The organism is Paenibacillus paludis, from assembly GCF_042610515.1.
Lineage (GTDB): Bacteria > Bacillota > Bacilli > Paenibacillales > Paenibacillaceae > Paenibacillus_AQ.
The window spans coordinates 260,240-286,597 of record NZ_JBGJZP010000003.1 but is presented as its reverse complement, the minus strand read 5'-3'; the positions used below and the strand labels follow the sequence as shown (position 1 = coordinate 286,597).

Here is a 26,358-nt window from a genome sequence, read left to right as displayed (position 1 = left end):
GGAGAAACATCTGCTACGGTTACAGTCAGCGGAGTACTCTTCGATAGCCATCCGTATCCAGCCACTGTTCACCGGATCTGATTCTTGTAACACCTCAAAACTCTCTATAAAAATCATCCCGTATTTCCGAAATCGCAAGATAGCATTCTTTACCGTCCAGAAGCCTTGCTGGCACTCTCCACGTCTTTCCGTAATAGAAGCTGTCGGCAACCAGTTCTCCATCCGCATAAATCTGTGCTGCATCTCCATAATAATCAATATTTACGAAGCCTTGAGATCCTGTAACCGTAACTTTCTGCCAGGTGACCTTTCGCTCACCACCGATATGAAGTTCTTCCGTATGCTTCGGTTCAAATAGAGGCTGTCCCACATTCGTAAATGCGATGACAGGCTCGGTATAGGGCTGCCGGACTGATCTGAATTCAAAGCCTTCGCCATTCCAGTACCAATAGCCGAAATCTCCTTCTTCAATGGAGCGTATTTCACCATTCGCTTTGAACAAGTCACACTCGTCACCGATGTACAGCTCTCCATCCAGTCTGCGCAAATATCTGGCCTGATCCCATGTAAGTGTAACAATGGCAATATCATTTACCCGGAGTGCAGATCTCTTCCCTGCCTCTGGTGTGAATTTCTGTCCATCTCCGAATTGATACTCTGCGGCGATACCGGGGATCTGTACGAAGAAATAGGTGTTTGCCTGTCTGCATAAAGGCTGCGCCGTTGCATAGGTCAGGACACTCCCCGACAGGTCCATCTGGAACGGCAAGAAAAAGCTGATATCTCCGCGCACATCAATAGGCGGGAAGGTGACAATACCCGTATTTATCACAGCACCTTGAATATCTTCAAGCTTGGAGAGTCTTTGGTAATGGTTCACAAATACGTATCCGCTTTCACCGTCTGTACGCATAACGTACCGCAGAGAGGAAGTATCATCCCTTCTCACGACTTGCTCGGCTTCCACTCTGACCATCGGTGCAAAGGTTTCCTGGAAATCCTGTACGAACAAATGAAGAAGGTTCAGCAGCCCGTACTGCTCTCCTACTTCGCCATACTCCGATAAGGCAGTCTGATAATCATAGGAAAGAATCGGATAATCATTTGGATAGCCTGTCGCCTTGGACTCCTGGAACGTCGAAAGTTTTCCAATCTGATTGGTGCCGCCATGATACACATAATACCCGATCAGGTTGTTACCGTCACCGAGCTTAACAAGCGATACGGCATAGATATCCATACCTTTTACAATATATCTACGGTGGTGTGTCACCTGCAGACCGCCGCCTAATTCACAGGTTGCAAATGGATAACGTTCATAGGGCATCTGCCATTCCCCGTTTTCTTCAGTTCGTCTGGGAAGGAGGTCCGTTCCTATTCCTGTGTCATTTCTCATTCCGGTGAAGAAATAATGAGGCGACGGCGGAAGCGGATTAGTATGTTCATCCCATGGTGCATCACAATATCCTCCAAATACAGGAACCACCTCATCAACAGGAATTTGGGCACCTGCAACAGCATTCCATCCTGTTACTGTGTAGATTGGCGCAATCATCCCGCATTCTATGGCCAGTTTTCTTAATTTTGACAGATGAAATGCATCGTTTGTCAGCTCATTATCTAACTGGACGGCAATAATGTTTCCCCCGTCCTTATAGAAAAGCCCCTGCACTTGTTCAGAAATCTTCTCATAATAAATACGTACTTTTTCAAGATATTCCGGATTATTCTCACGCAGCTTGAAAGGTTTCTTGAGCAGCCAGTCCGGATATCCTCCGTTTCTGCATTCGCCATGCGCCCAAGGTCCAATCCGGATTACGGCTTCCAGGCCGGCCTTTTTACACTCCAGGATAAAAGCCCGCAAATCATTATCTCCGGTAAAATCGAACTCACCTTCTATTTCCTCATGATAAATCCAGAACACATAGGTGGATACCACAGTAATCCCGCCGGCTTTCATTTTGCACAGCTCTTCATACCAGTAATTGCGGTCATATCTTGAAAAGTGGAATTCACCCATCACCGGAAGAACCGGCTTTCCGTTGCGTGTAAAATACAAACTTGTTACGTCAAGTTTTTCACCTGCCGGATTTCCCCCTCCAAGATTCAAATGATTCTTCAAAATTTCGGGCTGCTTATAATACTTGAATTTGTACATCTTATTGAAACCCTCATTTCTGAATGTAAAATTTGTATTTATACTGAAGTCATTGTAACGTATGGGGTAACAGGGTCGTTAGTATTTTTAATCTGAAATTTTAGCACAAAACGAACATTCTATGAAAGCAGGAATGTAACAATACTGAACCACACAGGAGGATTGGCATATTGCCATTGAGGCTTTTTCATCATAAGCGTGAAGCATATAAATGCTTATATTGTTGAAAAAAGCTCCAGCTCACCGTTCTTCACAGTGGGCTGGAGCTTTTGGTCAAATATATAATAATAGATTTATTTGCTCTCTGCTGCAGATGAGACATGACTTCCCCAGATAGCAATCCCCTCGGCAGAAAGTGCACTGAACGTCATGACTTCGCCCTCAACGGCTTCATTCCATTCTCGCAGGAAGACACCACTGTACACAGTCCCATCTATTGTCAGCTCAGCGTTGTGTTCTCCGCTTATCGTCCATGTTCCCGTTACCGCTCCTGATATCTTACCATCGCCACCCAGCTGAATCAGTTCCGACTGCACTGTATTTGCTGTAATGTCCTTGCCATGATTCACATATTTGTAATCTCCGGTGACTTCCGCTGCAGTATAAGTCCCGATCTTCTCACCGCTGTAACGATGAGGAGCGACAACCGGCCAGCCATCCTTGTTCATGAACATCTGATGTACTCGAACTTCGTGTTCTTCTCCCCGGTTAGGGAAACGCGTATGGAAGATCAGATAATATTCCTCCTTCTTCGCATCATAATAAGCCGAATTATGTCCCGGCGACAAGTAGCCAACCTCGCTTACAGCATTCTCAGTTGAACTATTGATGAACTTATAGTTGCCCATCAGCTTCACCCCGTAAGGTGAATAAGCCGGATCATCGAACAGCTTGCCGGCCGTGCCCTTGGCGTCAATCATCGCTTTACCTTCGGAGTCTTCAAAAGGACCATCAGGATTCTTGGAACGCGCTACGCGGATATTATAGCCGCCTTTGGTGTCCAGTCCCCCGTAGGAGAGAAACAGATAATAGTAATCGGTTTCCGGACTGTACAGCATATAAGGGCCTTCAATCCGGGCGTGATTTGCTCCCAGCAGCTTTTTGCCATAGCCTTGATCCGGTAACGGGAAGCCGGTAGCGGCATCCAGCTCCATAATAAAGATCCCGCCGGAATAGGAACCATACACCATCCACAGCTTGCCGTCTTTATCAAAAAACACATCAGGGTCAACCACATTCGGTTTGACGGTAGCATCATAAATTTCACCGTCATTGCCTACACCAGCCATGCCGGATTTCAGGATAATCCCCTGATCCTTATATGGTCCTTCAATCTTGTCGGCTACAGCAATACCCATTGCAGACAACGGAGAATCCCCACGGCAGGCGTTATAGTACATATAGAACTTCCCGTCCGCCAGCTGAATCACATCCGGTGCCCACAGTGTGTCCGACTGGGCCCAACTCAGGGTCTGGCTCAATTCCTCGGTCACGTTGGGAATCAGCACGTTGCCGTCCGCTACGCCGGAGGAAATTTGTTTCCATGAGATCAGGTCCTTGGATTTGGCCGAAGCCAAATGGGAACCGAATACATAATATGTATTGTTCACCTTGATAACAGAAGGATCATGTACTGAAACATTATCGAACTGCGGTGTACCGCCGTCACCGCTGCAGCCTGCCAATAATGTTAACGAAATCAATGTAGTCAATGTGTATTTTTTCATTTTCTTACCTCCTATGTATACCCTTACATTTTGCTGCGAAAATAAAAATTAGTCAATACTTTTATTTACACATATTAGTTTCGTTTTAACTATATATAAAATATAAAATTCTAGACCCACGCAAAAAAAGCGCCAAGCCTTACGAAGGCCTGACGCTAATCTCAATAGTATGCCATTACTTGATCTAATTAATTCGCGCTGAAGCTTTCCACCAGAACCGGCTCCGGATAAGCATTTTTCAGCACGCGTTGTCTCTTCTTCACAACTTCAGGCGGCTCTACAGCCGGAGCCATCGGATGCATCAGCCAGGATTTCACCAAATGGGAGTCCGAAACCTTATACATTGGCGGCTCTTTCTCCATATCGATTTGCATCGCATAGGTGCTGCGCAAGGCAAAGGCGTCGCCCTTAGGCGGTTTGATCAGATCGGGAGGGGTTCCTGGAATGGCTGTAAGCTTGGTGCCTTTGCTTTCCAGACTCGGCATGGAAGCGAGCAATCCCCATGTATATGGATGTCTTGGGTCATAGAAAATTTCTTCTGCTGTGCCCATCTCGACAATTTGTCCTGCATACATAACGGCTACACGGTCGGCCATTCGGGCCACGACACCGAGATCATGGGTGATAAAGATGATTGCCGTATCAATTTTCTTCTGGATATCCTTCATCAGGTCAAGAATTTGCGCCTGAATCGTTACGTCGAGTGCTGTTGTCGGCTCATCGGCAATCAACAGCTTAGGGTTGGCTGCAAGTGCCATGGCAATAACGACACGCTGGCGCATACCGCCGCTGAACTCATGCGGGTACTGCTGGAAACGACGCTCAGGTGAAGGAATTCCCACCAAGTTGAGCAATTCGACACCCCGTTTGTATGCAGCGTCTTTGGACATTTTCTCATGTTTGAACAGAACCTCGGTAATTTGCTTACCAACCTTCATCATCGGATTCAGCGAGGTCATCGGATCTTGAAAGATCATACCGATTTCCTTACCGCGAATCTTCTGCATTTGCTTCTCACTCTTCTTAATCAGGTCTTGACCATCGAACAAAATCTGTCCACGTTTATAAATACCCTGCGGCTCAGGAACAAGCTTCATGACCGCTTGGGAAGTTACGCTTTTACCGGAACCGGATTCGCCTACAATCGCCAGTGTTTCCCCTTTATTTACATGGAAGTTGACGCCACGGATTGCTTGCACTTCTCCGCCGCGTGTTTTGAAAGATATTGCTAGGTCCTTTACCTCTAAAAGGCGCTCCATCCTGTCACCCTCTCTGCTCTTTTCAAAATATGATAATGATTCTCAGTATATAGAAAGGCAATAAGTATTATTTTATCTATCTTTATAGTCTTACGTCAAGTGCTTTCTGAAAATGTGTCTTTAGAGATTCAAGCGGTTTCACCCTTGATTGCGGCGCATTCTGCTCTTCATCAGGCCCCAGACAGCCGGTGGAGCCAGGCACAGCAAGAGCAATAGCGACCAGCCTATATCCGCAAAGCTAACGGTCTCTGCCTCCAGCAGCCTGTAAAAGGCATACATTGAATAAGGCAATGCTACTAACACCGCTGTTACTACGCCGGGAGTATACAGTTTCAGATAGATACTTTGCCCCAGATGTGTAAAAACATGCAGCAGGAAAACGGCAAGAACCGCCAGATATAACCAGTAAAAAGAAAAGAATACTGCAAGTACGGTCACTGTTACTATCAGAATATACACGAACAGCACATCCATAGCAAAAGCCCGCGTCGTCATGCGCATGGTACTCCTATACATTGTGCTCATGTACTTAGGAAGAGCCGCTTCCACGCGGCTGCCGTATTTGCCTGCCCAAGACTCAACAGTAAGAATTTCTTCAAAATCATGAAACATAAAGCATACAGGCAGCAACCACAACAAGCTTATCGTATCGATATGAAGATTCAGCCAACTCAGCATTTGTAAACCAGCCTCCCACAAAAGAAGTGTTTCCGGTTAATCAGAGCAGCAAGAAGACCGGTCTCCCTTCAGAGGACCGGCCTTCCGCGTTCTATTTTATGGCTTCACCGCTGCCGGTGAATGTTCTCCAGCTCTCCGTCAGGTTATCCAAGGTCCAGCTTACATGATTCTCATCCTTATACTGCCGTGAATAACACTCAATCACAAGGATGAGGTCGAGATACAGGTCATAGAGTTTCTTGCGCCGCATCTCGTTCGGGCTGTCGAAGGTGAGACCATAGCCTTTGTGGAAGGCTGCTGAGTCCTCGAAGTGCCGGAAATAATACTCCTGCAGCACATCGCCCCACAGCGCTCTCTCCCAATCAATAATGGAGACAATAACTCCATCCTTCACAAACAGATTGCCATTCCACAAATCCCAATGCACAAGCCGGGGTTCCGTCACCTCATCAAGGGCGGGATAATATTGCTCCAGCACCCGTTTAATTTCATCGTGGGACGCCGGTAATTTGGCTTCCAGTCTGGCGGCATCAGCAAGCAGGTTATTCATCAGCGAGGTGAAGCTCTCCCGCCATGAGTCTACTGTTCCTTCCGGCATCTGTCCGAACAGGCCAAACCGCGGTCCCTTAATCTCGTTAATCAACCGCTGATACCTTCCCAGCTCCTGCTCGATGGAGGCTCTTTGTTCGATGGACAAAGTATCTTTCACTTCACTGTAGGGCTGCCCTTCAATCTTCTCCATGAAAAAATAGGGAGATGGAATTAGCTGCAGGCTTTCGTCATAACTGTATACGGCTGGCACAGGAATACCACCGGCTGCCTTGACCAGCTGCAGGGCTTCTACTTCTGCCCGCATAATATCCTTCTCATAGCTTAACGTTTCCGTCTCATCTGCAGGAGCGATCTTCAGAATCACAGTCTGTCCATCGCTTAATTCAAGATCATAAGCCGTATTAAAAAAACCCCCGGTCAGCTCCGAACAAGAGACAATCCCCGCATCTTTGCCGAAAGCCGTCTCTACCAGCAGTGCCAGCTGCCCGTCATCCAATTTGACTTTAGTGAAGCTATCCATAGTATTTACACCCACCACATATCAGCAAGCGGCTCTTCAATCAGCACTTGGCGAAGATTGTCTACCGCTTTGGAGAACCCTTCTTCGATGGACATCAGTCCATCTTCGTGTTCGATACTGACTACATAATCATAACCAACCAAGCGAAGGGCACTGATGATATCTGCCCAGACCTTCACGTCATGTCCATAACCGACTGAACGGAATTGCCAAGCACGGTCAAGCATATTGGTATATGACTGCATATCGGTCAATCCGTACATATTCACGTTTACCGGATCAATCACGGTATCCTTGGCGTGGAAGTGATGAATCGCGCCCTGGCGGCCGAGAATATGAATGGCCTGCACCGGATCAATGCCTTGCCACCACATATGGCTGGGATCAAGGTTGGCCCCGATAGCTTCACCTGCAGCTTCTCTCAGGCGCAGCAATGTCGCTGGCGTATGCACGGAAAACCCTCCGTGCAGCTCCAAGCCAATCTTGACGTCATGCTGTGTTGCGAATGCGCCCATTTCCTTCCAGTAAGGAATAACTTTATTCTCCCACTGCCAAGCCAGAATTTCCTGATAATCGTTCGGCCATGGAGCAACCGGCCAGTTGGGGTATTTGGCATCCTCGTGGTCACCCGGGCAGCCGGAGAAGGTGTTTACCACCTGAACCCCGAGTTTTTGCGCCAGTTTAACAGAGTTCACGAAATCTTCATGGTCCTTGCGGGCCAGCTCTTTCTGCGGATGCAGCGGATTGCCGTGGCAGCTTAACGCACTGATCATCAGGCCGCGTGACTCCACCGCATGCTTAAATTCCTTCAGCGCCGTTTCATTCTCAAGCAGCAGCTTCGGATCACAATGGCTGTTGCCCGGGTTGCCGCCGGTCCCGATCTCCACTGCCTTAAGTCCTTTGGAAACTACATAATCCAGCGCATCCTCAAGCCCCCGACCGCCGAAAAGCACCATAAATACACCAAGTTTCATTGCCCTGACGCCTCCCATAGATAATAAGTCATGTTCGTTATTTAAACCCCGTAGATATCAAAATCCTTAATAATTTCATTGCTCTCCGCAGCCTCAAAAATCGCTTCAATCAGATTCTGCACACGCAGCACTTCCGCATTCTTGACGATAGGCTCAGCCGTACCTTCAATTACAGCGACAAAATTGTTGTAGAAACCGTCCGCAAGCTCTGCTGCCGGCGGCAGCGCTTCGGTAATGGTCGAGCCTTCCGAAGGCGGTGCCATCGTCTTGGTCAAGCCGACACCGGCACGGATCGGCGTGGGCTCCCGGTGTTCACTTTCACTGTTGCGGGTAACAATTCTTCCGGTCAGCGACCAGTCTTCGATTACTGCTGAACCTTCAATCCCTTTCACATACCATCTTGGCAATGTGATGAAGTTGGTCGTACCGACCTCAACGATCGCCTTGATGCCATTTGCGAATTGCAGCACCGCTTCAAATCCGTCATCGACATCATTGCCGAGAATATAGCTCAGCGTGCTGGTCACGCTGATCACTTTACTGTCGATCATAAACAGCAACTGGTCGAGCAGATGTACGCCCCAGTCGAGCAACATACCGCCACCCTGCTCCTTCACATGGCGCCAGTCGCCGGGAATGCCATTGGCTCCATGTACACGAGACTCAATCTGGAACAGTGCTCCAATCGTTTCCGTCTCGTACATTTGCTTGATCACGCGAAAATCCTCATCCCAGCGTCTGTTCTGATGAACCATCAGCACGCGTCCGGCTCCATCGGCCGCCGCAGTCATCTCCTTAAACTCAGCAGAGGACATGGCTACCGGCTTCTCACAGACGACATGCTTGCCGGCTTGGAGCGCACGGATGGCTATTTCTTTATGGACATCGTTCGGGGTTGCAATCAGAACCACCTCGACAACCGGGTCAGCAAGCACTTCCTCATAGCTGGCATAAGCTTTGTAACCTGCTTCTACTGACGCTTCGCGCCGTACTTCCAGTAAGTCGAACGTACCTGCGACTTCCAGGCGCTCATTCTCACCGATCAATTGCGCATGATAACTTCCCATTCCACCATATCCGACAATGACCACAGAATGTTTGTTTGAACTCATGGATTCCACTCCTGCTTTTCTTATTGTATCCGTGTTAAATTCTCTTAGTTGTCAGAACTTCCGTCAAAATAGACTGCACGGCCAGTGCGTGCGGATTCATAAACAGCTTCCAAAATCTGCGTCACGACAAACGCTTGCTCAGGCTTGACGACCGGGTCCTTGTCTTCAATAACCGCCTCAAGCCACAAGCGGGCTTCGCGGTCAGCTTCGGTCTCTGCGGACCCGCTGTAGAAAGCAACGCCGCCGGAAGACAGGTCCACCTTCGTTTCATACAGGCGTCCGGCGCGCTCTCCGTTAATGCGCAGGCCGTCTTTCATATCCGCACCGCCTTCGGTGCCTGCAAGCAGCGTCTTCGCTTCACCGAATTCAGCGACATTCAGTGCCCAGCTTGATTCCAGCACGATGGTTGCCCCGTTCTCCATTGTAATAAAGCCGAAGGCGGAGTCTTCAACCTTAAATTGTTCAGGATCCCATGGACCGAATGCATTTGCGGCATTTTTACGCTGACCCAGCTTGTGGAAGGTAGAACCGACCACTACACGAGGTTTATAATTGTCCATCAGCCAGAGAGTCAGATCCAGAGCATGCGTTCCGATATCGATCAGCGGGCCCCCGCCCTGCTTCTCTTCATCCAGAAATACCCCCCAGGTCGGAACGGCGCGGCGGCGCAGCGCAATGGCACGGCCATAATAAATATCGCCCAGCTCCCCACTTTCGCACATCCCCTTCAGGTATTCACTATCTGCACGGAAGCGGTTCTGATACGCGATTGACAGCTTCTTGCCGGTGCGGCGGGCAGCATCCAGCATGTCCTGCGCCTGCGCCGTTGTCTTGGCCATCGGTTTTTCGCACATGACATGGTTACCGGCTTCAAGCGCCGCAACCGTAATTTCGGAGTGGCTGTCATTAGGTGTACATACATGCACGATATCAAATCCGCCCGCTGCAAGCAACTCACGGAAATCCGTATAGACTACCGCACCTTCGGCACCATAGATTTTGGCAGCCTCCTGGGCACGTTCTTCCACGATATCGCAGAATGCTACCATCTCAGCATTCTCTTGACGGGATAGGCTTGGCATATGTTTGCCGTTTGCGATACCACCGCAACCGATAATAGCAATTTTAAGTTTGTTTGACATGAACTTTTCCCCCTTGATTGGCATAGCCTCTAACCCATTTCATACTGTCCGCAACACTTTCCAGCGCCGGACGGCTGCAATAATCCTGTTCCACTACCGCCCATTCCACTCCAACCGCATCAGCAGCCTCCAGAATCGCGGTAAGATTCACTTCACCTTCGCCCAATACAACAGTCTCTGCCGAGCCATCTTCGAGCTTCTTCATATCCTTTAAGTGGATAAGCGGCAAACGGCCGGCATATTTGTGAATATACTCAACAGGGTCATAACCGCCGTAGTACACCCAGCAGGTGTCCATTTCTACCTTAAGCAGCTCAGCAGGAACCTCTTCGAAGATACCGTCAAATGCGGTGCGCTCTCCAAAACGCTCTGTGAATTCAAAATCATGATTATGATAAGCAAAAACCGCGCCTCTTGCTTTGCACTTCTCTCCGATTATGCGGAAATTAGCAACAACCTCTTCCCAGTTACGCTGTTCCTCAGTCAAGAAAGGCACAATCAGGTTCCGGTTGCCGATCTCAAGATTAAAGCTGATTTCCTGCTCCGTATCGTTCAGCATGGCATCATATGGACGATGTGCTCCGAGAGCAACCAATCCTGTTTCCTGAAGCAGTCCCTTTACTTCCTCTGCTGTCCGGCCGAAAAAATCGTAAAATTCCACTCCCGCATATCCCAGCTCAGCCACCTTGCGCAGCGTTCCTTCGAAATCCTGCTCCAGCTCTGCTCTCAGCGTATACAACTGTAATCCAATCTTCAGCATTCTTTCCTCACTCCTAGTCAATGTAGAGTTAACTTGCGTTATTCAAAACGGCGTACCCGCTTCGGCCACACTATGGAAATCACCTGAACAAAAGGGCTGTTATACAAAATGTCCTTTATATCTATTTCCTGCGCCTTCTGAACCCCACGCCTGCTTATGTAGCTTCCAGAGCCGCCATACAGCCTCCTTCGCATCATTTATATGTTTTTGCTTAGCTACATGGTAATATGAAAGCGTATATAATAAAATGAATAATATGATTAAAACATGAACAATCTGCTTATCATTTCAACAACCCAGGAGGACTCATGACATCTGCTGCTGCCTGCCACGTATTTTCCGCGGGATTCTCTTTTCACCGCAAGCCTTTCCATTCGTCACTCAATGAAGGCCTCCAGAATTATCTCCTGCGATTGCAGACGGAGGGGCGCAGCCGGACGCGGATTGACGGTGTCATCTCCACAGTGGAGACCGGCGACCTCATGCTCTTCGCCCCGGATGATCCTTACTATTTAAGCATCGACAAAGAGAACTACCCTGTTGGCAAACCACGGATTGAAAGTGGGGATTACCATATTTTTTGCGGCGGCCCCTGGATCGAGGAATGGTGGACACGCACACAGCGTCCTGCCCTTCTCCGCTTGCCGCGCAGCGATTATTTTCTCGGCTTATTCCGCCAGCTTGTGCTGGAGCAGCGCAGGCTCTCCGACTCCTCACCAGAGATTTCAGCGTGTTATCTGCAGATTTTATGCATGGAGATTGATAGACTGATGACCGAACAGCCGGTGATCTCACCTAAAGGTTATCTTGCCTACCGGATGAAGCAATATGTGGAGGAACATGCCGCTATTTCTTTTCGGCTCGAGGATGTGGCCGGCCACGTCGATATTTCTGTCTCCCGCGCGGTGCATCTCTTTAAAGAAGCTTTTGGCACCAGCATAGTGAAATATGTAAATGACGTCCGGCTGGAAATGGCGCGGGAACGGATCACCTTCAGTCCGATGCCGCTGGAGCATGTCTCTGAAACCTGCGGTTTTGCCAACTATACTTACTTTCACCGCGTGTTCCGCAGCCGGTTTGGCATGTCGCCAAAACAGTACCGTATACACAGCAGGGCACAGACTTAAATTATGAGGCCCCGTATAAATGCAAAGGAGCACCATCCCGAAAGATCTGCTCCTTGTGTTTGATCTTATTCAATTGCTGTTGTTTGCTGGGTGTAAGACGTACATGCTGGGAGATTGCGCTGTAGTCATCATTTGTTCTCCGGTTTCTTGCGGCGCACCATGTTCCGGCGCGTTCTGCCTTGAGCAAAGCTTTTTGTGTTTTCGTGCGTGCCATTGCAGCAACACTCCTTTTGTATCGTTATGACCGGCAAGCCGTCTGCCGATACTTTAATTTTAACATATTCACGACCTGATTTCCCGGTATAGTTAATTATAAAAATCTGGTACCCGCTTAAATCTAGGAGCTTGCAGACCAGAAAATGGTATAATACAGTATCCTTGTTTTACAGGAATTCCGTATAAAAGCCAGGCAAAATCGGAGGAGAAATCAATGAAATACGATGTATTGTATGATGGCGCTTTTGCCATGCTCAAGGTGCATTTGAACCCGGGTGAAAGTGTCAAGGCGGAAATGGGCGCAATGGTCGCCATGTCGCCGAATGTTGAGATCAGAGGTACGGTAGACGGCGGTTTGATGCGCGGGCTTGGCCGGATGCTGAGCGGGGAGAAGTTCTTCTTCCAGGAGCTTACTGCCACCAGAGGACAAAGTGAAGTGCTGCTCTCCCCCGGGGCAATCGGCGATATCCAGGCGATTGAGCTTGACGGGTCGTACAAGCTGTATGTTCAGAAGGACGGCTTCCTCGCGGGAACCCATGGGATTCAGGTCAACACCAAAATGCAGAACCTGACCCGCGGCCTGTTCTCCGGCGAAGGATTCTTCATTATAGAAATCAGCGGCAGCGGAACGGTGTTCCTATCCTCCTTCGGGGCAATCCATGCGATTAACCTCGCCCCTGGCGAGGAAGTAATTATCGACAACGGGCACCTGGTGGCTTGGCCGGATTATATGGACTACAAGGTGGAAAAAGCCGCCTCCGGCTGGCTGAACAGCTTGACCAGCGGTGAAGCTCTGGTCTGCAGATTCCGCGGTGAGGGCGTGGTGCTGGTGCAGACCCGCAATCCGGGAAGCTTCGGAACATGGATCAAATCGTTTGTGCCAAACCGGCCTTAAGCCTGAGAAATAATAACACAAACAAGCTGCCATAATTCCAAGGCAGCTTGTTTGTGTTATTGAAGCAGACCCCGCAAATGGTAGGTTACAAGCGTGCTGAGGTCTTTCTGGGTTACTTGCTCCGGCTGGCTGATATGATGCAGCACCAGCCCGTCCACCAAGGCATGCAGCGCCATGGCTTCGGCCCTCAGGTCCAATCCCTCCTTAAGCAATCCCCGGGCCGCGAGATATTCAATGGCTTGGCTAAAGCCATCATACATAGCGTTATGTACCTCCTGTTTCAGCACCTGCAGCTCAGGGTCTGTAACAGCCTTTACGGAAAATGCCAGCCAGACTTCGGCCTCCACACTCCGCTCTTCATCCAGCGGCATCAGCTCACGGATAAACCGTTCGATGTCCTGCAGTGGATGATCCGTAAATTCCATAGCTTCCATACGTGCGTTGACCCGATCCGACACCATCTTCATGGAGAAGGCAAGCAATTCTGATTGGGTGGCAAAATAATGGCGCAGCGATCCCAATGACATGTCGGCCTCGCTCGCTACACTCCTGACGGAGACTGCCTCCATCCCTTCCCGGCGGATAATTCTCCAGGCGGCCTCGGCTAACTGTTGGCGCCGTTCCTCATGATTCACTATTTTTGGCATAAGGCAATTATATCATAGTTGAATTTATAAGGTCATCCATGCTAAACTTACAGCAATTGATTTAATACACTTGTACTATTTAGGAGGAAAATACGAAAATGGCGTTATTTATTATTGGCTGTGAGATCGCCTTTTGGGTGTTCGTCCTGGCGGGGCTGACCTTCCGTTATATCCTCCGCAAGAAGCAGATAGGAGCCATATTGCTGTTCTGCACTCCACTGATTGATCTGGTGCTTATCGCCGTTGCGGTAATTGACCTGAGAAATGGCGCAGAAGCCACATTCATGCATAGTCTTTCCGCCATCTATATCGGCGTATCCATCGCATGGGGCCACCGGATGATCAAATGGGCGGATGAACGGTTTGCTTACCGTTTTGCCGGAGGTCCAAAACCTGCTCCCAAGCCAAAACACGGCACAGCACATGCACGCAATGAAAGAATCGGCTGGCTGCTTCATCTGCTCGCTTTTGCCATTGGCGCACTTGTGATGTACGGTATGATTGTTGTGACTGGTGATTCTTCTCGAACAGAGAATCTGTTCGAAACGTTAAAAGTCTGGGCAATTATTGTAGGGATTGATGCCCTTATAAGTTTTAGCTACACTTTCTGGCCCAAGCAGGCTAAAGGCACTGTAGAGAAATAGCCATTATAAGTATTTCTTTCCAAAGTATGATACACCTAAAGACGCAGGCTGCCAGAGCTCTGCGTCTTTTTTATGCCCAATATTAATCTCCAGAAACCTTAGGATACCGCCTGTTTTTGCTTGTCCGCCTTACAGCCGTTCTGCTTGCATGTCTTGTAAGTGCCTTTGAAGTCGAGCCTGTGATCGGTGACTTTAAATCCGTACTCCACTTCCAGCCGTCTTTCCAGCTCCAGCAGCCAGTCTTCCTTGATTTCTTCCAGCCTTCCGCACACATTGCAGATCAGATGATGATGCATGTGGGCATGATCATCCCGCAGATCATAACGGGCCACGCCATCGCCGAAATTCATCTTTTCTACAATATGCAGCTCACATAGCAGCTCCAAAGTCCGGTATACCGTTGCCAGCCCCAAATGAGGATAACTGGTTTTCACACGCATGTATACCTCTTCCACACTTAAATGCTCTTCCTCATTATCAAGCAGCACCTTCACGATAGCCTCACGCTGGGGCGTCAATTTATAGTTTTGCGCAGCAAACTGTTGGCTGATATTCGCAATTGGGTTCATGGCTTCTCCCGCCTTTCCGCAAGAATTTCCTTATATCTTGTACTTATAATTAGTAATCGTTACGATATAAGCATAACAAAATTGACCATAAATGAAAAGTCTATGACATGATTATAACATCACCCGCCGAATTTCCGCACAATGAATCAAAAAACATTTCAACATATCCCGCATAATTAAAGCTGTAATTAACGCGCAAAGGAATGACGCCGATGGACTATTACTTCAGAATCCAGCAGTCGCTCGACTACATTGAAGAACATCTGCAGGAGGAACTGCGGATTGCAGAGATTGCCGCCCGGGCTTATTTCTCGGCATTTCATTTCCAGCGGATGTTCCTGGCGATCTCCGGCTTCACTGTCAACGAGTACATTCGCAAACGAAGATTGTCTGAGGCGGCTAACCGCCTGCGTGGAAGCAACGAAAGCGTACTGCAAATCGCCCTGTGTTTTCAGTACCAGTCCCAGGAAGCGTTCACCCGGGCTTTTCAAAGCTTTGCCGGCCTGACGCCCGGTAGATACCGCAAAACTGCAGACGTTATCCAAGGACAGCCTGTCATCAATTTTCTGGAACTCCAAAAAAAAACCAAAGGAGATGTACACGAAATGGACAAACCAACTCTGATCCACTGGGAAGGAACAAAGATTATCGGCGTAGAGTACAAAACGAATCTAAATGAAGACGCGCATTACAAGGATATTCCCGGATTCTATGATGACTTTGGAAGAAACGGGCGGTTCATGGCTATTCCGGAAAAACAGTCACCGGGGATGTCCTACGGCATCGCCTGCCACTATCAGGAGAACGGAGACTTCTCATTTATCATCGGTGAAGCGGTAGCGGATACAGCAGAAGTTCCAGCGGAAGCTTATGTCCAATTTGATATCCCGGCAGGAAACTATGCCATGTTCAAGGCCCATGGCCCAGCCGGGTTGAGCCAGTCAACCCGAGACTATATCTACGGAACCTGGCTGCCGAACACCAATTATGAACGGCGGGAGGGGCCGGACTTTGAAATTACGGATGTGTTGAACTCAGCGTATCCTGATAATATGCGAATAACTATTTATATTCCTGTAGATTAAACGTCTGCCCAATCCGAAATAGGCCCGGCTTCCATACCTTATATTGAGGGATTATTTTATTGATATGAGGAGGGTCCGGATGGCAAATGCAATCGCACCTACAGCAAGACCCCTTGTGACTGGCTCCATTCTGCGCAAAGTTGCTGCGGCCATGCTGCCGTTCTACCGGAAGATAGCCGGAAGCGGCAGCTTTGCCGCGCAATGGTCAAGCGCCATCGTTAACGCAGACCTTAGTCTTATGGGCAAACTGCTCGCAAAGATTCCTACTCTCGCTTCTGTAGAGAATTACGGCACAAACGGCATCGGCTACTTTATCTCCGTCCCCTTTCCGCTGCCGGTATCCTTCTATACAAACGGGACGACGATCCCGCCGGGTACCGTACAATTTACTTTTAATGCAAGGATGCACCGCAGGATTGCCGCAGCTGTTCTTCCGTTTTACCGGAAGCTGGCCAGAAGCCGCAGTTACGCCGAAAGCTTTGCTGCCGCAATCCGGCGCAACGACAGGACTGCCGTTAACAAGCTGGTTCGCAGATTCGTTAAGGCAAGGTCACTGAAATCCGTCACGATAGAGGAGTATGGTGCCGCGCTATTGTTCGAAAGCAGCCTCAGCAAGTATCCTTACCGCAACCTGATGTTTCAGGAAGTGATGTAGAAAACGCAGATATAGCCATTTAAAATTAAATTGTCTGCAACCTTCACCCCAACAATAACGTCAAAGGAGTTGATAATGGCCAAGCGGCCTACCCTACTATAGAGGTGGAATCTCCATGAAACTGAAAAAAAGTGCTTTTGCAGTGATAACAACCGTATCACTTCTCTCCTTCTCGCTGGGAGGACAGATGTTTGCTGCTGGCGGCAGCTTTAAAGATATTGACAACGTAGCCGGAAAGTCCAAAATCAACTCCCTGAAGGAACAAGGTCTCATTAAAGGCATCTCCGATACCCAGTTTCTGCCCGGTGCCAAAGTGACCACAGCACAAGGCGTGCAGTTTATCACTGGTGGACTTCAACTCAGTCTGGCTGCCATTGATTTCAACAAGGCACCTCTGGCCAGCGCTATATTCTCCAAGGTAAAAGACAAAACCTGGTATGCGGAAGCTTTCGTCAACGCCCATTACAACGACGTTGATATTCCTGCAGATATCGATCCTTCCAAGCTAATTACTAAGGAGATGTTCACCAACCTGCTCGTTCAGGGCGTGGAGAAGGTTGGCAATCTGCCACTGATCAATATTGTTCCTGTAGATATCGCTGATGTAGCTGCACTGGAGCCTTCCTACCAAGGCAGCATACAGCGTTCGCTGAAATACAAGATCAACACGCTTGATGCAAATGGCAAGTTTAATCCGAAAAGCGAGCTCACCCGCGCCGAAGCGGCTGTTATGCTGTACAATGCACTGGAATATCTGAATTCAGTCAATGATGCATCCACGCAGAACTAACTACTATTGACTGCATCTCAGGCGCTCCCCCGCGCATCATGAGATGAACTAAATACAAGCAAAGGCAGTCCGGGTCTCCCCCTGGACTGCCTTTACTTGTTCCACGCAGCTTGGATACACTGCGACTCATAAATCATCACCGCTCAGCCGGTTCAGAAACTGCAGGGCTCGCGGATTCTCCGTCTGCTCCAGCACCTGCTGCGGAGTTCCCTGTTCCAGGATCACACCGTTGTCCATCAGGATGATCCGGTCGGCCACATCAGCAGCAAACTTCATCTCATGGGTGACGATCACCATTGTCATGCCTTCAGCCGCAAGCTGCTTGATGACCTTCAGCACCTCGCCCACCAGTTCAGGATCGAGTGCTGAAGTCGGCTCATCGAACAGCAGCACTTCGGGATCGACCGCCATCGCCCGGGCAATGGCCACACGCTGCTGCTGGCCGCCGGACAGCTGATGGGGGTAAGCCTCCACTTTATCACTGAGGCCAACCTTGGCCAGCAGCTCTATCCCCCGCGTCCTGGCTTCCTCCTTGCTGCGTTTCTGTACAGTAACCTGTCCCTCCATTACATTGCCAAGCGCAGTCATATGCGGAAACAGGTTATAGGACTGAAAAACCATCCCTGTTTTTTGACGGAGGGCCATCAGTGTCTTATGTGGAATTTTCCTGTTTTGCGTAAATTCAAGGTTTAATCCCCCCAGCGACAGGCTGCCCTGATCCGGTATTTCCAGCAGATTAAAGCAGCGAAGCAGCGTTGTTTTGCCGGAGCCGGAGGGCCCGATAATCACCAGAACCTTGCCATGCTCCATGCTGAGGTCGATACCTTTTAACACCTGTAGCGAACCGAAGGATTTATGCAGGCCGCGAATTTCAATCAAGTGATTTCCTCCTTATCTCGCCGAATAACGGTCAAACCGCTGTTCCAGGACATTTTGCAGCGCGGACAGCACGGAGCAGAACAGCAGGTAGAATAATGCAGCCTCACTATAGAGCAGCAGCGGTTCGTAGGTGGTCGCCGTGATCTGCTGCGCTGTTTTGAACATCTCTACGTACGTAATGCTTGCCGCCAGGGAGGTATCCTTTACGAGACTGATAAAAGAGTTCGACAAGGGCGGAACCGATACACGCGCCGCTTGAGGCAGAATAATCCGCCGCAGTGCCTGCCCCCGGCTCATTCCGACGGAAAAGGCAGCTTCCCATTGGCCTTTATGTATGGACAGGATGGCTGCCCGGACGATTTCCGAAGAATAGGCTCCAACACTGAGTGTAAAACCGATTACAGCGGCAATAAAAGGATCCAGCACAATCCCTGCCGCCGGAAGTCCATAAAAGATAATAAAGAGCTGTACCAGCAGCGGTGTTCCGCGGATAACCCAGACGTAGAACCGGGCAATCAGCTTCGGGATTCTCCATGAGGAGAGACGGAACAGCGCGGTAAGAACAGCTAGCAGCAATCCAAGCGCAAAGGAAACAAGCGCCAGCGGAAGGGTATAAGCCACCCCCGCTTTAAACAGGGGCAGCAGTGAATCCATGAAAATCCCAATTTTCCGGTCATCCATCGTTCAGACATCCTTTTTGGACACTCGGCTGCAACTTCGCGCCAGCTCCATTTGTTATTTGGACACATCCGCCCCAAAGTACTTCTCCGATATTTTCAGATAGGTTCCATCGCTCTTCATTTCAGCCAGCGCATTGCTGACAGCATTAACCAGCTCTTCGTTTCCTTTGAGGAAAACTGCCGCACTTTGCGACCCCTCGGCCGTTTCATCCACCTGTTTGATCTTTGCATCTGGTTTTTGCTTCTTTAAGTCGAGATAGGACAAGCCGTCATTTACGGTCGCATCAATCCGGCCGGAGGTCAGCAGGTCTATGGCCTGGTTGAAGCCATCCACAGCGACGATCTCCGCACCGTTCTCCCGGGCGATATCGGACAGGTTGCTGGTCAGCGATTGACCTGCCTTCTTCCCTTTAAGATCCGCGAAGGCTGTAATATCCTGGTTATCCTCGCGCACGATCAGCACTCCCTTAGAGACGATATACGGCTCAGAGAAATCATATTTCACCTTGCGTTCATCCGTGATCGAAACCTCGTTGAATATCGTATCAAAACGTTTGGCATCCATGCCGGCAAACAGGCCATCCCATTGGGTTTCTACAAATTCGGGTTCCACCCCCAGCCGTTTCGTAATCTCCTTGGCAATCTCCACATCAAAACCGGTAAGCTTGCCCTCTGCATCATGAAAAGTAAACGGAGCATATGTCCCTTCCGTACCAATACGCAGCTTGCCACTCGCTTTAACAGCTTCCAGTGAGTTCTGCCCGGCCGGAGCCGCCGCTCCTTCTGTGGGCGCGGCAGTAGCCGCAGGCGCTGTATTGTTATTATTGCCGCATGCCCCTGCCGGCAGCAGAGTTAGCAGCAGCAGGATAATCAGACTAAGCTTCTTCATCACATGAACCCCTTTCAAAATCCCTCTATTTTTCACTGCATGGACACTTGCTTATCTTGCCCAAAAGCACCGCTGCTTCATCAAGTTTTTTGCATCTTCAGTCAAACCTCTACTTATACCAGCCGAAACGGTACCGCTCCGGCAAAGAGGCGATTCCCGCCGGTATGATCACGCTGTTCATAACCGGACTGCAGCAATGTGAGCGACTGCTTCTCTTTACAAACTGCCGGGATATGGTATATTAATTAGCAATTGCAAATTCAATATTGACCTGTTATTTCACTAGGGGAGTCGGCCGACTGAGACGGAGCTTTAAGCTCCGGACCCTTGGAACCTGATCTGGATCATACCAGCGGAGGGAAGTGGAGCAGAATTGTTCAGCGGAGCCGCACTAAGCTAACTGACTGTGACGTTCAGACCCATTTATTTCCTCCGGAAATGAATGGGTCTTTCTTGTGTCTGCTGTTGCCGCCGATCAGGCAAGTAACGTTAAACAAACTACGCCCGCAGGAGGTTTCCACATTCCAATATGCTCACTATAACCAACCTGACTTATTCGTTTGCAGCGACTAGGAATCCGGTATTCTCCGGTCTTTCAATGACCGTCCGCCAAGGCGAATTCATTTCCGTTGTTGGAGCCAGCGGCTGCGGGAAAAGCACACTGTTCAAAATCATTGCCGGCCTGCTTGAGCCGTCCGGCGGTGAAATAACCGTACATGGACGCTGCTCTCGTTCGACACGCTCGCGGCTTGGACAGATCGCTTATATGCCGCAGCAGGACCTGCTGCTGCCTTGGAGGACCGTGCTGGACAATTGCCTGCTTCCCTGGGAGCTGAAGCAGGACTCTAGCCGGCACGAGGCACTCGCCCGGATCCGCGGAATGCTCGGCCGCTTTGGCCTTTCCGGCAAGGAAAATGCTTATCCGCAGGAGCTGTCCGGCGGGATGCGCCAGCGGGTCGCCCTGCTGCGCACACTAGCTGCTGGCAACGAACTGCTGCTGCTTGACGAACCGTTTGGAGCGCTGGACGCGATCACCAAACGGGAGATGCACCGCTGGCTGCTGGAGCTGTGGGGCGGGCTCGATAAGTCCGTTCTGTTCATCACTCATGATCTTGAAGAAGCGCTGCTGCTCAGCGACCGGATTTATTTGATGACCGGCGGCTCTGGCGGCGGGCTGCAGGAGCTGATCGTCACTTTGCCGAGACCCAGACATTACAAAATGAATTATGAACCGCAGTTTGTTGCCCTGCGGGAGGATTTGGAGTGTAGATTGCATGAGAGCTCTATGGTATAAGAAACAGCTGCGGACTTATGGCCCCTTTCTACTGCTTGTGGTGCTGCTTATTGCGGCATGGGAGATCACAGCACAGCTGAACATGATCCCTTCATTTATTCTCCCGGGGCCAAGTGCAATTTGGACAGCGCTGATTGAAAAGCGGGGGCTGCTGTTCGGAGAGCATTTGCCCGCCACGTTGCAGGAGACACTGATCGGGTTTGCCCTCTCGGTTGTCTGCGGAACACTGCTGGGTACCGGCATGCATATGTTCGCTCCGCTCGCCAAAGCACTTTATCCCATGCTGATTATCAGCCAGACCATTCCGCTGATCGCGCTCTCACCTATTTTTATTATGTGGTTCGGCTATACCCTGTGGGGCAAGGTTGCTGTCGTCTTTCTGACTGCCTTTTTTCCTGTTGTGGTAGCCGTCTATGACGGTCTGCGGCAAAGCGGCAGCCTGTACAGAGACCTTCTCCTGACGCTTGGGGCAAACCGCTGGCAGATATTGCGCAAGACGCAGATTCCGCTGGCGCTGCCCTCCTTTTTCTCCGGACTTAAGCTTTCTATCGTCTACTGTGTGATCGGAGCGACGATCGGGGAATGGCTGGGCGGCAGCCGGGGGCTTGGTTATTTCAGCCGGCGGATGGCCGGCAATCTGCAAAGTGCAGAAATGTTCGCCGCCGTATTGCTGCTGTCCGCTTTGGGTGTAGCCTTGTTTCTCAGTATCGCCGTGCTCGAAAAACTCATATTGCAGAAAAGAGGATTTTACCGATGACCCATCCTGAGCTGTATCGCAATCCTTCCACACATAAGAAATCACACCGCCTTATTCCATACTTATTGTTGTTATGCCTGCTTACCCTCTTAAGCGGCTGCGCCAGCGCAAAAGCCCCGGATACCTCCGCCGCTTCTCCAGAGAATTCCAGCGGCAAACCGCACAAGCTGACTATAATGCTCGACTGGTATCCGAACGCAGTTCATTCCTTCCTGTATGCTGCTCAGCAGAATGGCTATTTTGCCGAAGAAGGGCTGGAGGTGGACATTCAAATGCCGGCGGACAGCAATGATGCTTTGAAGCTTGTCGCCGCAGGCAAAGTCGATCTGGCTCTCAGCTACCAACCACAGGTACTAATGGCGCGGAGTGAAGGAATACCTGTAAAATCTGTCGCAGCGCTCGTAAGGCATCCGCTCAATCATCTTCTGGTCCCCGCAGAGAGCGGGATAACCGGCCCGAAAGAACTCACAGGCAAAAATGCCGGATACTCCTCCATTCCCCTGTATGAAGCGATGCTCCGGACAATGGTCAAATACGACGGAGGCGATCCGGCTTCACTGAACCTGATTGATGTTGGATTCGATCTTATTCCTGCTCTTTCTACCGGACGCGCAGACGGCATTATCGGCGGATTTATTAATCATGAGGCATTGATATTGGAAAAAGAAGGCCACCCCGTCACTTCATTCGATCCGACGGACTACGGAGTACCGGACTATTATGAGCTTGTGCTTGTTGCCAGTGAACAGGGCTTGTTGGATAAGGAGGGTGACTACCGGAAGTTCATGAATGCGGCACGCAAAGGACAGCAATTCGTACAGGAGCAGCCTCAGCAGGCACTTGAAATATTGTTTGCACACGAAGATGCTACCGCCCCGCTCGACCAAGCAATCGAGACAAAAAGTCTGGAAATCCTTCTGCCGCTGATGGATGCAGGAAAACTGCCTTTTGGACAGCAGGAGGAGAAATCCTGGGAGAACGTGCACACGTGGCTGTCCGAGAACGGACTGTTGAGCGGAGAAACAGACAGTAAGGACGCTTTTGTAAATCTGTAGGAGCTATTATTCTAAGGGCCGAAGTTTAGAGATTCATGTATGGGGACTGGACTTATGTATGGCTGATTTAGGGACCGTCTGCTGTGGAAGTGCAATAGAATGGGCTTCGCTAACGCATAAAGGAATGAGATGTATGAGGACAGACATGCACTGTATAGTCCAACCTGCGGGTCGCTGACTATTAATTTCAAGTTCATTTAATAGATTTGCAGTTTTGCTTATAGTTTCAGCAAGCTGATTCAAACAAAACTTTGAGGAGGACTAATAATGAGTTATTTAGCTAAAGTACGTGAAGCCAATCCGCTTGTGCACAACATCACCAACATTGTGGTGGCCAATTTTACCGCCAACGGGCTGTTGGCCCTGGGCGCTTCGCCCTTCATGGCCGATGCCCATGAGGAGGTGGCGGACATCGCCGCGATGTCGGGAGCTGTTGTGCTTAACATCGGCACGCTGAACGAGCATGCCATCACCTCGATGGTGCTGGCCGGGCAAGCGGCTGGGCGCCATAAGGTACCGCTGGTGCTGGACCCCGTTGGAGCCGGTGCTACCGCCTACCGCACCGAGGTCACGCATAAGCTGGTCCAGGAGCTGCGCATTACCGCCCTGCGCGGCAATGTTGCTGAGGTGGCCCATGTTGCCGGGGAAAGCTGGGCCATCAAGGGCGTTGACGCCGGTGCCGGCGATGGCGATGTCATCGCTTTGGCGAATAAAGCGGCACGAAAGCTGGAATGTGTGGTCATCATTACCGGGAAAGATGATGTAATTACCGACGGCATCAGCACCTACGTCGTCAGCAACGGTGATCCCATCCTGACCAAAGTCACCGGTACGGGCTGCTTGCTCAGCGCCGTAGTCGGAGCTTTTCTGGCGGTCAGCGGCGGCTCATGGCTGGAAGCGGCTGCCGAGGCGCTCTCCTTCTATGGTGTCGCGGCCGAGATCGCAGCCGAACGGACAGCTCTTAAAGGCCCCGGCGCCTTCCAAATTGAATTTCTCAACCAGCTGGCCCTGGTCACTCCAGACACCTACAAGGAGAGATCACGGGTACAGCTGCTCACACTATAATGCTTGCGGCAAAGGAGTGGACTACATGACAAAAGTATTCAAAGCGCTGACAATCGCCGGCTCCGACAGCGGCGGCGGCGCAGGCATCCAGGCCGATCTGAAAACTTTCCAGGAGCTTGGCGTGTACGGCATGTCCGCACTTACCGCTGTGACTGCACAGAATACTCTCGGAGTACAAGGCGTATATCCGCTCGGATCGGAGGCTGTTACCGCGCAGCTTGATTCCGTCGGAAGCGATCTGCAGCCGGATGCGGTCAAGACCGGCATGCTTTTTAGCGGTGAAATCATCCGCGCCGTTGCTGGTAAAGTACGCCAGTATGGCTGGGATAAGCTGGTGGTTGACCCGGTTATGATCGCCAAAGGCGGCTCACCGCTGCTGCAGCAGGAAGCCGTGCAGGCGCTGATTAACGAATTGCTGCCGCTCTCCCTGGTGGCAACACCTAATATACCGGAAGCGGAAAGTCTGACCGGGATGAAGATTTCCGGCTTGGCGGACCGTGAACGGGCAGCGGTGCTCATCCATTCTATGGGCGCCCGCGTTGTTGTTCTAAAGGGCGGCCATGATGACGGAACGACAGGAGTCCTCGATCTGCTGTATGACGGTAACGAGTTTATCTATCTGGAAAGCCCGCGCATTTCCACGCGGCATACCCATGGAACGGGCTGCACCTTCTCTGCGGCAGCGGCGGCCGGATTAGCACAGGGTAACACTGTTAAGGAAGCAATCCATACCGCGAAAGCTTTTATCCATGCGGCCATCGAAGACAGTCTTGGCATTGGAGCGGGACATGGGCCGACAAATCATTTTGCTTATGGCAATAGAATGCGGGGAAATGTGAGATGAAGAGAATCGACAGCGAAGAGATGCGCAGGCTCCTGAAGCTGTACTTTATAATGGGCAGTGTCAACTGCCGGATTTCACCAGCAGACACATTGACCCAGGCCATTGAAGGCGGAATTACGCTGTTCCAGTTCCGGGAAAAAGGCCCCGGGGCGCTGACCGGAACAGCAGCATTCGATCTGGCCAAACAACTTCAGCAGATATGCCGCGAGCATCGTATCCCCTTCATCGTGAACGATGATATTGAGTTGGCAATCGTGCTTGATGCCGACGGTGTCCATGTGGGACAAGAGGATGAGCCGGCCCGCTCCATCCGCCAGCGGCTCGGTGATCACAAGATCATTGGCGTCTCCGCCCACACACAGCCTGAAGCCCGGCAGGCCATCGCCGATGGTGCAGACTACCTCGGAGTTGGCCCGGTCTATCCGACCTCCTCCAAAGACGATGCCGAGGCCGTACAAGGCACCCGGGTCATTGAAGAGCTGCGGCGCTGCGGCCTTACCATCCCGCTGGTAGGCATTGGTGGAATTACGCCGGGTAATGCCCAGCCGGTTATCGGAGCCGGAGCCGATGGAGTATCCGTCATCTCAGCCATTGCCCGGGCGGATGACATTAGCGCAGCTGCAAAAAATTTGTTGCAGATTATCCGGTATACATGACTTCAGAGCTGCCCATTACAAAAAAAAACGCAGAGACCGTAACAGACGGTCCTGCATTTTTTATTGGGGAAACTTATAACTTAAACCTTCCCATAACTATCGTGTTATAGTAGTTGCCGTCAGAAAGAATCCGGTCCTTCGTGATGACCCCTTCGATTTCAAATCCGAACTTTTTATACAGCTGCACCGCTTTTTCGTTTGTTTCCAATACATATAATATGATCTTAGTGATTCCGTTCGCATCCGCCCAAGCAAGCGACTGTTCCAAAAGATGTTTCCCGATGCCAAACCCCCAATACTCCCGCGCTGCACAGATTCCGAATTCCACTTTATGCGAGAATCTTGTAAGATGATTCCCCTCACATCTCGAAAATGCCACAATTTTGCCTTCAGCTTCCGCCACTAAAAATAAGTTTCTTTCATCTTCCGTATCCAGGGCGATCAATTGTTCAAAGCCGGAAGTGTCGATAACTCCCTCACCCTGAACTCTGTCCATATTTTCGGTTTCGCCGTCAATCTGCAGCCTTAATATCGATAAATTCGCTGCATCTGTAGGGTCGGCGGATCTGATAATGTAGCTTAAGCCTTTTACCTCAAAACCTTTTTGGTCAATGTTCATGCTTTACTCCTTTATACAGTGGTAGGTAAATTATAGCATTTACATCCCGCTGTTTCAGGTGTATTATTAGTTTACTTTGTAAACTGTTCACAAACGTAACTATATTCAGC

28 protein-coding genes and 1 riboswitch are annotated in these 26,358 nt (G+C 50.2%); of the genes, 12 read left to right on the top strand and 16 right to left on the bottom strand.

The features are described from left to right. Positions 1-94: 94 nt before the first annotated feature. The 9 genes from ACAN56_RS07890 to ACAN56_RS07850 form a co-directional block, all read right to left on the bottom strand. Positions 95-2,158, bottom strand: coding sequence for a beta-galactosidase (locus ACAN56_RS07890; protein ID WP_379141787.1), 2,064 nt, complete (start codon positions 2,156-2,158; stop codon positions 95-97). 293 nt (positions 2,159-2,451) lie between these two features. Then, on the bottom strand, positions 2,452-3,885 hold the full coding sequence (abnB, locus tag ACAN56_RS07885) for an arabinan endo-1,5-alpha-L-arabinosidase AbnB (protein ID WP_379141785.1): 1,434 nt from the start codon (positions 3,883-3,885) through the stop codon (positions 2,452-2,454). Between the two features lie 188 nt (positions 3,886-4,073). Continuing rightward, complete coding sequence (locus tag ACAN56_RS07880) at positions 4,074-5,144, bottom strand: ABC transporter ATP-binding protein (protein WP_379141782.1); 1,071 nt, start codon at positions 5,142-5,144, stop codon at positions 4,074-4,076. A 138-nt stretch (positions 5,145-5,282) separates the two neighbouring features. Next, a complete protein-coding gene (locus tag ACAN56_RS07875; RefSeq protein WP_379141779.1) occupies positions 5,283-5,822 on the bottom strand; it encodes an HXXEE domain-containing protein in 540 nt (179 codons plus the stop codon). A gap of 91 nt (positions 5,823-5,913) precedes the next feature. Beyond that, positions 5,914-6,894: a phosphotransferase family protein gene (locus tag ACAN56_RS07870; RefSeq protein ID WP_379141777.1), complete on the bottom strand. Its 981-nt coding sequence runs from the start codon at positions 6,892-6,894 to the stop codon at positions 5,914-5,916. Positions 6,895-6,899: 5 nt separating this feature from the next. Continuing rightward, positions 6,900-7,868, bottom strand: coding sequence for a sugar phosphate isomerase/epimerase family protein (locus tag ACAN56_RS07865; protein WP_342439859.1), 969 nt, complete (start codon positions 7,866-7,868; stop codon positions 6,900-6,902). Positions 7,869-7,909: 41 nt separating this feature from the next. Further along, the gene (locus ACAN56_RS07860; protein ID WP_038590906.1) at positions 7,910-8,980 is read right to left on the bottom strand and encodes a Gfo/Idh/MocA family protein; all 1,071 of its coding nucleotides are present in this window, start codon (positions 8,978-8,980) and stop codon (positions 7,910-7,912) included. Positions 8,981-9,024: 44 nt separating this feature from the next. Then, complete coding sequence (locus tag ACAN56_RS07855) at positions 9,025-10,122, bottom strand: Gfo/Idh/MocA family protein (protein ID WP_038590903.1); 1,098 nt, start codon at positions 10,120-10,122, stop codon at positions 9,025-9,027. Further along, positions 10,106-10,882 carry a sugar phosphate isomerase/epimerase family protein gene (locus ACAN56_RS07850; protein WP_379141772.1) on the bottom strand — a complete coding sequence of 259 codons (777 nt, stop codon included), beginning with the start codon at positions 10,880-10,882 and terminating at the stop codon, positions 10,106-10,108. The genes ACAN56_RS07855 and ACAN56_RS07850 overlap by 17 nt, the downstream gene beginning before the upstream one ends. A gap of 308 nt (positions 10,883-11,190) precedes the next feature. Between ACAN56_RS07850 and ACAN56_RS07845 the strand changes: the two genes are divergently transcribed. Then, a complete protein-coding gene (locus ACAN56_RS07845) occupies positions 11,191-12,009 on the top strand; it encodes a helix-turn-helix domain-containing protein (protein ID WP_038590897.1) in 819 nt (272 codons plus the stop codon). Position 12,010: 1 nt separating this feature from the next. Here ACAN56_RS07845 and ACAN56_RS07840 read toward each other — a convergent pair whose 3' ends face one another. After that, positions 12,011-12,223 carry a hypothetical protein gene (locus tag ACAN56_RS07840; protein WP_038590894.1) on the bottom strand — a complete coding sequence of 71 codons (213 nt, stop codon included), beginning with the start codon at positions 12,221-12,223 and terminating at the stop codon, positions 12,011-12,013. Between the two features lie 216 nt (positions 12,224-12,439). Between ACAN56_RS07840 and ACAN56_RS07835 the strand changes: the two genes are divergently transcribed. Continuing rightward, on the top strand, positions 12,440-13,120 hold the full coding sequence (locus ACAN56_RS07835; RefSeq protein ID WP_076112698.1) for a TIGR00266 family protein: 681 nt from the start codon (positions 12,440-12,442) through the stop codon (positions 13,118-13,120). Between the two features lie 56 nt (positions 13,121-13,176). Here the strand turns inward: ACAN56_RS07835 and ACAN56_RS07830 are convergent, their stop codons facing one another. Further along, positions 13,177-13,767, bottom strand: coding sequence for a TetR/AcrR family transcriptional regulator (locus ACAN56_RS07830; protein WP_038590874.1), 591 nt, complete (start codon positions 13,765-13,767; stop codon positions 13,177-13,179). Positions 13,768-13,865: 98 nt separating this feature from the next. Between ACAN56_RS07830 and ACAN56_RS07825 the strand changes: the two genes are divergently transcribed. Then, the gene (locus ACAN56_RS07825; RefSeq protein ID WP_038590853.1) at positions 13,866-14,411 is read left to right on the top strand and encodes a hypothetical protein; all 546 of its coding nucleotides are present in this window, start codon (positions 13,866-13,868) and stop codon (positions 14,409-14,411) included. Between the two features lie 98 nt (positions 14,412-14,509). Here ACAN56_RS07825 and ACAN56_RS07820 read toward each other — a convergent pair whose 3' ends face one another. Further along, entirely contained in the window at positions 14,510-14,980 is a 471-nt protein-coding gene (locus tag ACAN56_RS07820; RefSeq protein ID WP_038590839.1) for a Fur family transcriptional regulator, read from the bottom strand. Positions 14,981-15,192: 212 nt separating this feature from the next. Between ACAN56_RS07820 and ACAN56_RS07815 the strand changes: the two genes are divergently transcribed. The 3 genes from ACAN56_RS07815 to ACAN56_RS07805 all read left to right on the top strand — a co-directional run bounded on the left by ACAN56_RS07815 (position 15,193) and on the right by ACAN56_RS07805 (position 17,510). Next, positions 15,193-16,065: an AraC family transcriptional regulator gene (locus ACAN56_RS07815; RefSeq protein ID WP_038590825.1), complete on the top strand. Its 873-nt coding sequence runs from the start codon at positions 15,193-15,195 to the stop codon at positions 16,063-16,065. Positions 16,066-16,144: 79 nt separating this feature from the next. Then, positions 16,145-16,720, top strand: a complete 576-nt coding sequence (locus ACAN56_RS07810) for a hypothetical protein (protein ID WP_379141768.1) — start codon at positions 16,145-16,147, stop codon at positions 16,718-16,720. A 115-nt stretch (positions 16,721-16,835) separates the two neighbouring features. Then, positions 16,836-17,510 carry an S-layer homology domain-containing protein gene (locus tag ACAN56_RS07805; protein WP_379141766.1) on the top strand — a complete coding sequence of 225 codons (675 nt, stop codon included), beginning with the start codon at positions 16,836-16,838 and terminating at the stop codon, positions 17,508-17,510. 126 nt (positions 17,511-17,636) lie between these two features. Here the strand turns inward: ACAN56_RS07805 and ACAN56_RS07800 are convergent, their stop codons facing one another. The 3 genes from ACAN56_RS07800 to ACAN56_RS07790 are packed head-to-tail and all read right to left on the bottom strand — an operon-like array spanning position 17,637 to position 19,958. Continuing rightward, positions 17,637-18,389, bottom strand: a complete 753-nt coding sequence (locus ACAN56_RS07800; protein ID WP_379141764.1) for an amino acid ABC transporter ATP-binding protein — start codon at positions 18,387-18,389, stop codon at positions 17,637-17,639. 12 nt (positions 18,390-18,401) lie between these two features. Continuing rightward, positions 18,402-19,070, bottom strand: a complete 669-nt coding sequence (locus ACAN56_RS07795) for an amino acid ABC transporter permease (protein ID WP_038590815.1) — start codon at positions 19,068-19,070, stop codon at positions 18,402-18,404. A gap of 54 nt (positions 19,071-19,124) precedes the next feature. Beyond that, a complete protein-coding gene (locus ACAN56_RS07790) occupies positions 19,125-19,958 on the bottom strand; it encodes an amino acid ABC transporter substrate-binding protein (protein WP_379141761.1) in 834 nt (277 codons plus the stop codon). A 274-nt stretch (positions 19,959-20,232) separates the two neighbouring features. Beyond that, positions 20,233-20,336, top strand: a riboswitch (TPP riboswitch). A 151-nt stretch (positions 20,337-20,487) separates the two neighbouring features. Here ACAN56_RS07790 and ACAN56_RS07785 point away from each other — a divergent pair. The 6 genes from ACAN56_RS07785 to thiE all read left to right on the top strand — a co-directional run bounded on the left by ACAN56_RS07785 (position 20,488) and on the right by thiE (position 25,629). Then, on the top strand, positions 20,488-21,252 hold the full coding sequence (locus ACAN56_RS07785) for an ABC transporter ATP-binding protein (protein WP_379141759.1): 765 nt from the start codon (positions 20,488-20,490) through the stop codon (positions 21,250-21,252). Continuing rightward, positions 21,233-22,009 carry an ABC transporter permease gene (locus ACAN56_RS07780; RefSeq protein ID WP_038590806.1) on the top strand — a complete coding sequence of 259 codons (777 nt, stop codon included), beginning with the start codon at positions 21,233-21,235 and terminating at the stop codon, positions 22,007-22,009. Before ACAN56_RS07785 ends, ACAN56_RS07780 begins: the two co-directional genes overlap by 20 nt. Beyond that, positions 22,006-23,064 (top strand): ABC transporter substrate-binding protein, encoded by a 1,059-nt coding sequence (locus ACAN56_RS07775; protein ID WP_379141757.1) that lies wholly within the window; start codon positions 22,006-22,008, stop codon positions 23,062-23,064. The genes ACAN56_RS07780 and ACAN56_RS07775 overlap by 4 nt, the downstream gene beginning before the upstream one ends. 267 nt (positions 23,065-23,331) lie before the next feature. Beyond that, entirely contained in the window at positions 23,332-24,129 is a 798-nt protein-coding gene (gene thiM, locus ACAN56_RS07770; protein ID WP_038590803.1) for a hydroxyethylthiazole kinase, read from the top strand. 25 nt (positions 24,130-24,154) lie between these two features. Further along, a complete protein-coding gene (gene thiD, locus ACAN56_RS07765) occupies positions 24,155-24,973 on the top strand; it encodes a bifunctional hydroxymethylpyrimidine kinase/phosphomethylpyrimidine kinase (RefSeq protein WP_379141754.1) in 819 nt (272 codons plus the stop codon). Beyond that, complete coding sequence (thiE, locus tag ACAN56_RS07760) at positions 24,970-25,629, top strand: thiamine phosphate synthase (RefSeq protein ID WP_379141752.1); 660 nt, start codon at positions 24,970-24,972, stop codon at positions 25,627-25,629. The genes thiD and thiE overlap by 4 nt, the downstream gene beginning before the upstream one ends. 73 nt (positions 25,630-25,702) lie before the next feature. Here the strand turns inward: thiE and ACAN56_RS07755 are convergent, their stop codons facing one another. Continuing rightward, a complete protein-coding gene (locus ACAN56_RS07755) occupies positions 25,703-26,248 on the bottom strand; it encodes a GNAT family N-acetyltransferase (RefSeq protein ID WP_379141749.1) in 546 nt (181 codons plus the stop codon). Between the last annotated feature and the right edge of the window lie 110 nt (positions 26,249-26,358).

What these genes read in the sequence shown, in the direction of transcription:
- ACAN56_RS07890 (WP_379141787.1), bottom strand. Translation starts at nt 2,158, where the DNA reads ATGTACAAATTCAAGTATTATAAGCAGCCCGAAATTTTGAAGAATCAT.
- abnB (WP_379141785.1), bottom strand. Translation starts at nt 3,885, where the DNA reads ATGAAAAAATACACATTGACTACATTGATTTCGTTAACATTATTGGCA.
- ACAN56_RS07880 (WP_379141782.1), bottom strand. Translation starts at nt 5,144, where the DNA reads ATGGAGCGCCTTTTAGAGGTAAAGGACCTAGCAATATCTTTCAAAACA.
- ACAN56_RS07875 (WP_379141779.1), bottom strand. Translation starts at nt 5,822, where the DNA reads ATGCTGAGTTGGCTGAATCTTCATATCGATACGATAAGCTTGTTGTGG.
- ACAN56_RS07870 (WP_379141777.1), bottom strand. Translation starts at nt 6,894, where the DNA reads ATGGATAGCTTCACTAAAGTCAAATTGGATGACGGGCAGCTGGCACTG.
- ACAN56_RS07865 (WP_342439859.1), bottom strand. Translation starts at nt 7,868, where the DNA reads ATGAAACTTGGTGTATTTATGGTGCTTTTCGGCGGTCGGGGGCTTGAG.
- ACAN56_RS07860 (WP_038590906.1), bottom strand. Translation starts at nt 8,980, where the DNA reads ATGAGTTCAAACAAACATTCTGTGGTCATTGTCGGATATGGTGGAATG.
- ACAN56_RS07855 (WP_038590903.1), bottom strand. Translation starts at nt 10,122, where the DNA reads ATGTCAAACAAACTTAAAATTGCTATTATCGGTTGCGGTGGTATCGCA.
- ACAN56_RS07850 (WP_379141772.1), bottom strand. Translation starts at nt 10,882, where the DNA reads ATGCTGAAGATTGGATTACAGTTGTATACGCTGAGAGCAGAGCTGGAG.
- ACAN56_RS07845 (WP_038590897.1), top strand. Translation starts at nt 11,191, where the DNA reads ATGACATCTGCTGCTGCCTGCCACGTATTTTCCGCGGGATTCTCTTTT.
- ACAN56_RS07840 (WP_038590894.1), bottom strand. Translation starts at nt 12,223, where the DNA reads ATGGCACGCACGAAAACACAAAAAGCTTTGCTCAAGGCAGAACGCGCC.
- ACAN56_RS07835 (WP_076112698.1), top strand. Translation starts at nt 12,440, where the DNA reads ATGAAATACGATGTATTGTATGATGGCGCTTTTGCCATGCTCAAGGTG.
- ACAN56_RS07830 (WP_038590874.1), bottom strand. Translation starts at nt 13,767, where the DNA reads ATGCCAAAAATAGTGAATCATGAGGAACGGCGCCAACAGTTAGCCGAG.
- ACAN56_RS07825 (WP_038590853.1), top strand. Translation starts at nt 13,866, where the DNA reads ATGGCGTTATTTATTATTGGCTGTGAGATCGCCTTTTGGGTGTTCGTC.
- ACAN56_RS07820 (WP_038590839.1), bottom strand. Translation starts at nt 14,980, where the DNA reads ATGAACCCAATTGCGAATATCAGCCAACAGTTTGCTGCGCAAAACTAT.
- ACAN56_RS07815 (WP_038590825.1), top strand. Translation starts at nt 15,193, where the DNA reads ATGGACTATTACTTCAGAATCCAGCAGTCGCTCGACTACATTGAAGAA.
- ACAN56_RS07810 (WP_379141768.1), top strand. Translation starts at nt 16,145, where the DNA reads ATGGCAAATGCAATCGCACCTACAGCAAGACCCCTTGTGACTGGCTCC.
- ACAN56_RS07805 (WP_379141766.1), top strand. Translation starts at nt 16,836, where the DNA reads ATGAAACTGAAAAAAAGTGCTTTTGCAGTGATAACAACCGTATCACTT.
- ACAN56_RS07795 (WP_038590815.1), bottom strand. Translation starts at nt 19,070, where the DNA reads ATGGATGACCGGAAAATTGGGATTTTCATGGATTCACTGCTGCCCCTG.
- ACAN56_RS07790 (WP_379141761.1), bottom strand. Translation starts at nt 19,958, where the DNA reads ATGAAGAAGCTTAGTCTGATTATCCTGCTGCTGCTAACTCTGCTGCCG.
- ACAN56_RS07785 (WP_379141759.1), top strand. Translation starts at nt 20,488, where the DNA reads ATGCTCACTATAACCAACCTGACTTATTCGTTTGCAGCGACTAGGAAT.
- ACAN56_RS07780 (WP_038590806.1), top strand. Translation starts at nt 21,233, where the DNA reads ATGAGAGCTCTATGGTATAAGAAACAGCTGCGGACTTATGGCCCCTTT.
- ACAN56_RS07775 (WP_379141757.1), top strand. Translation starts at nt 22,006, where the DNA reads ATGACCCATCCTGAGCTGTATCGCAATCCTTCCACACATAAGAAATCA.
- thiM (WP_038590803.1), top strand. Translation starts at nt 23,332, where the DNA reads ATGAGTTATTTAGCTAAAGTACGTGAAGCCAATCCGCTTGTGCACAAC.
- thiD (WP_379141754.1), top strand. Translation starts at nt 24,155, where the DNA reads ATGACAAAAGTATTCAAAGCGCTGACAATCGCCGGCTCCGACAGCGGC.
- thiE (WP_379141752.1), top strand. Translation starts at nt 24,970, where the DNA reads ATGAAGAGAATCGACAGCGAAGAGATGCGCAGGCTCCTGAAGCTGTAC.
- ACAN56_RS07755 (WP_379141749.1), bottom strand. Translation starts at nt 26,248, where the DNA reads ATGAACATTGACCAAAAAGGTTTTGAGGTAAAAGGCTTAAGCTACATT.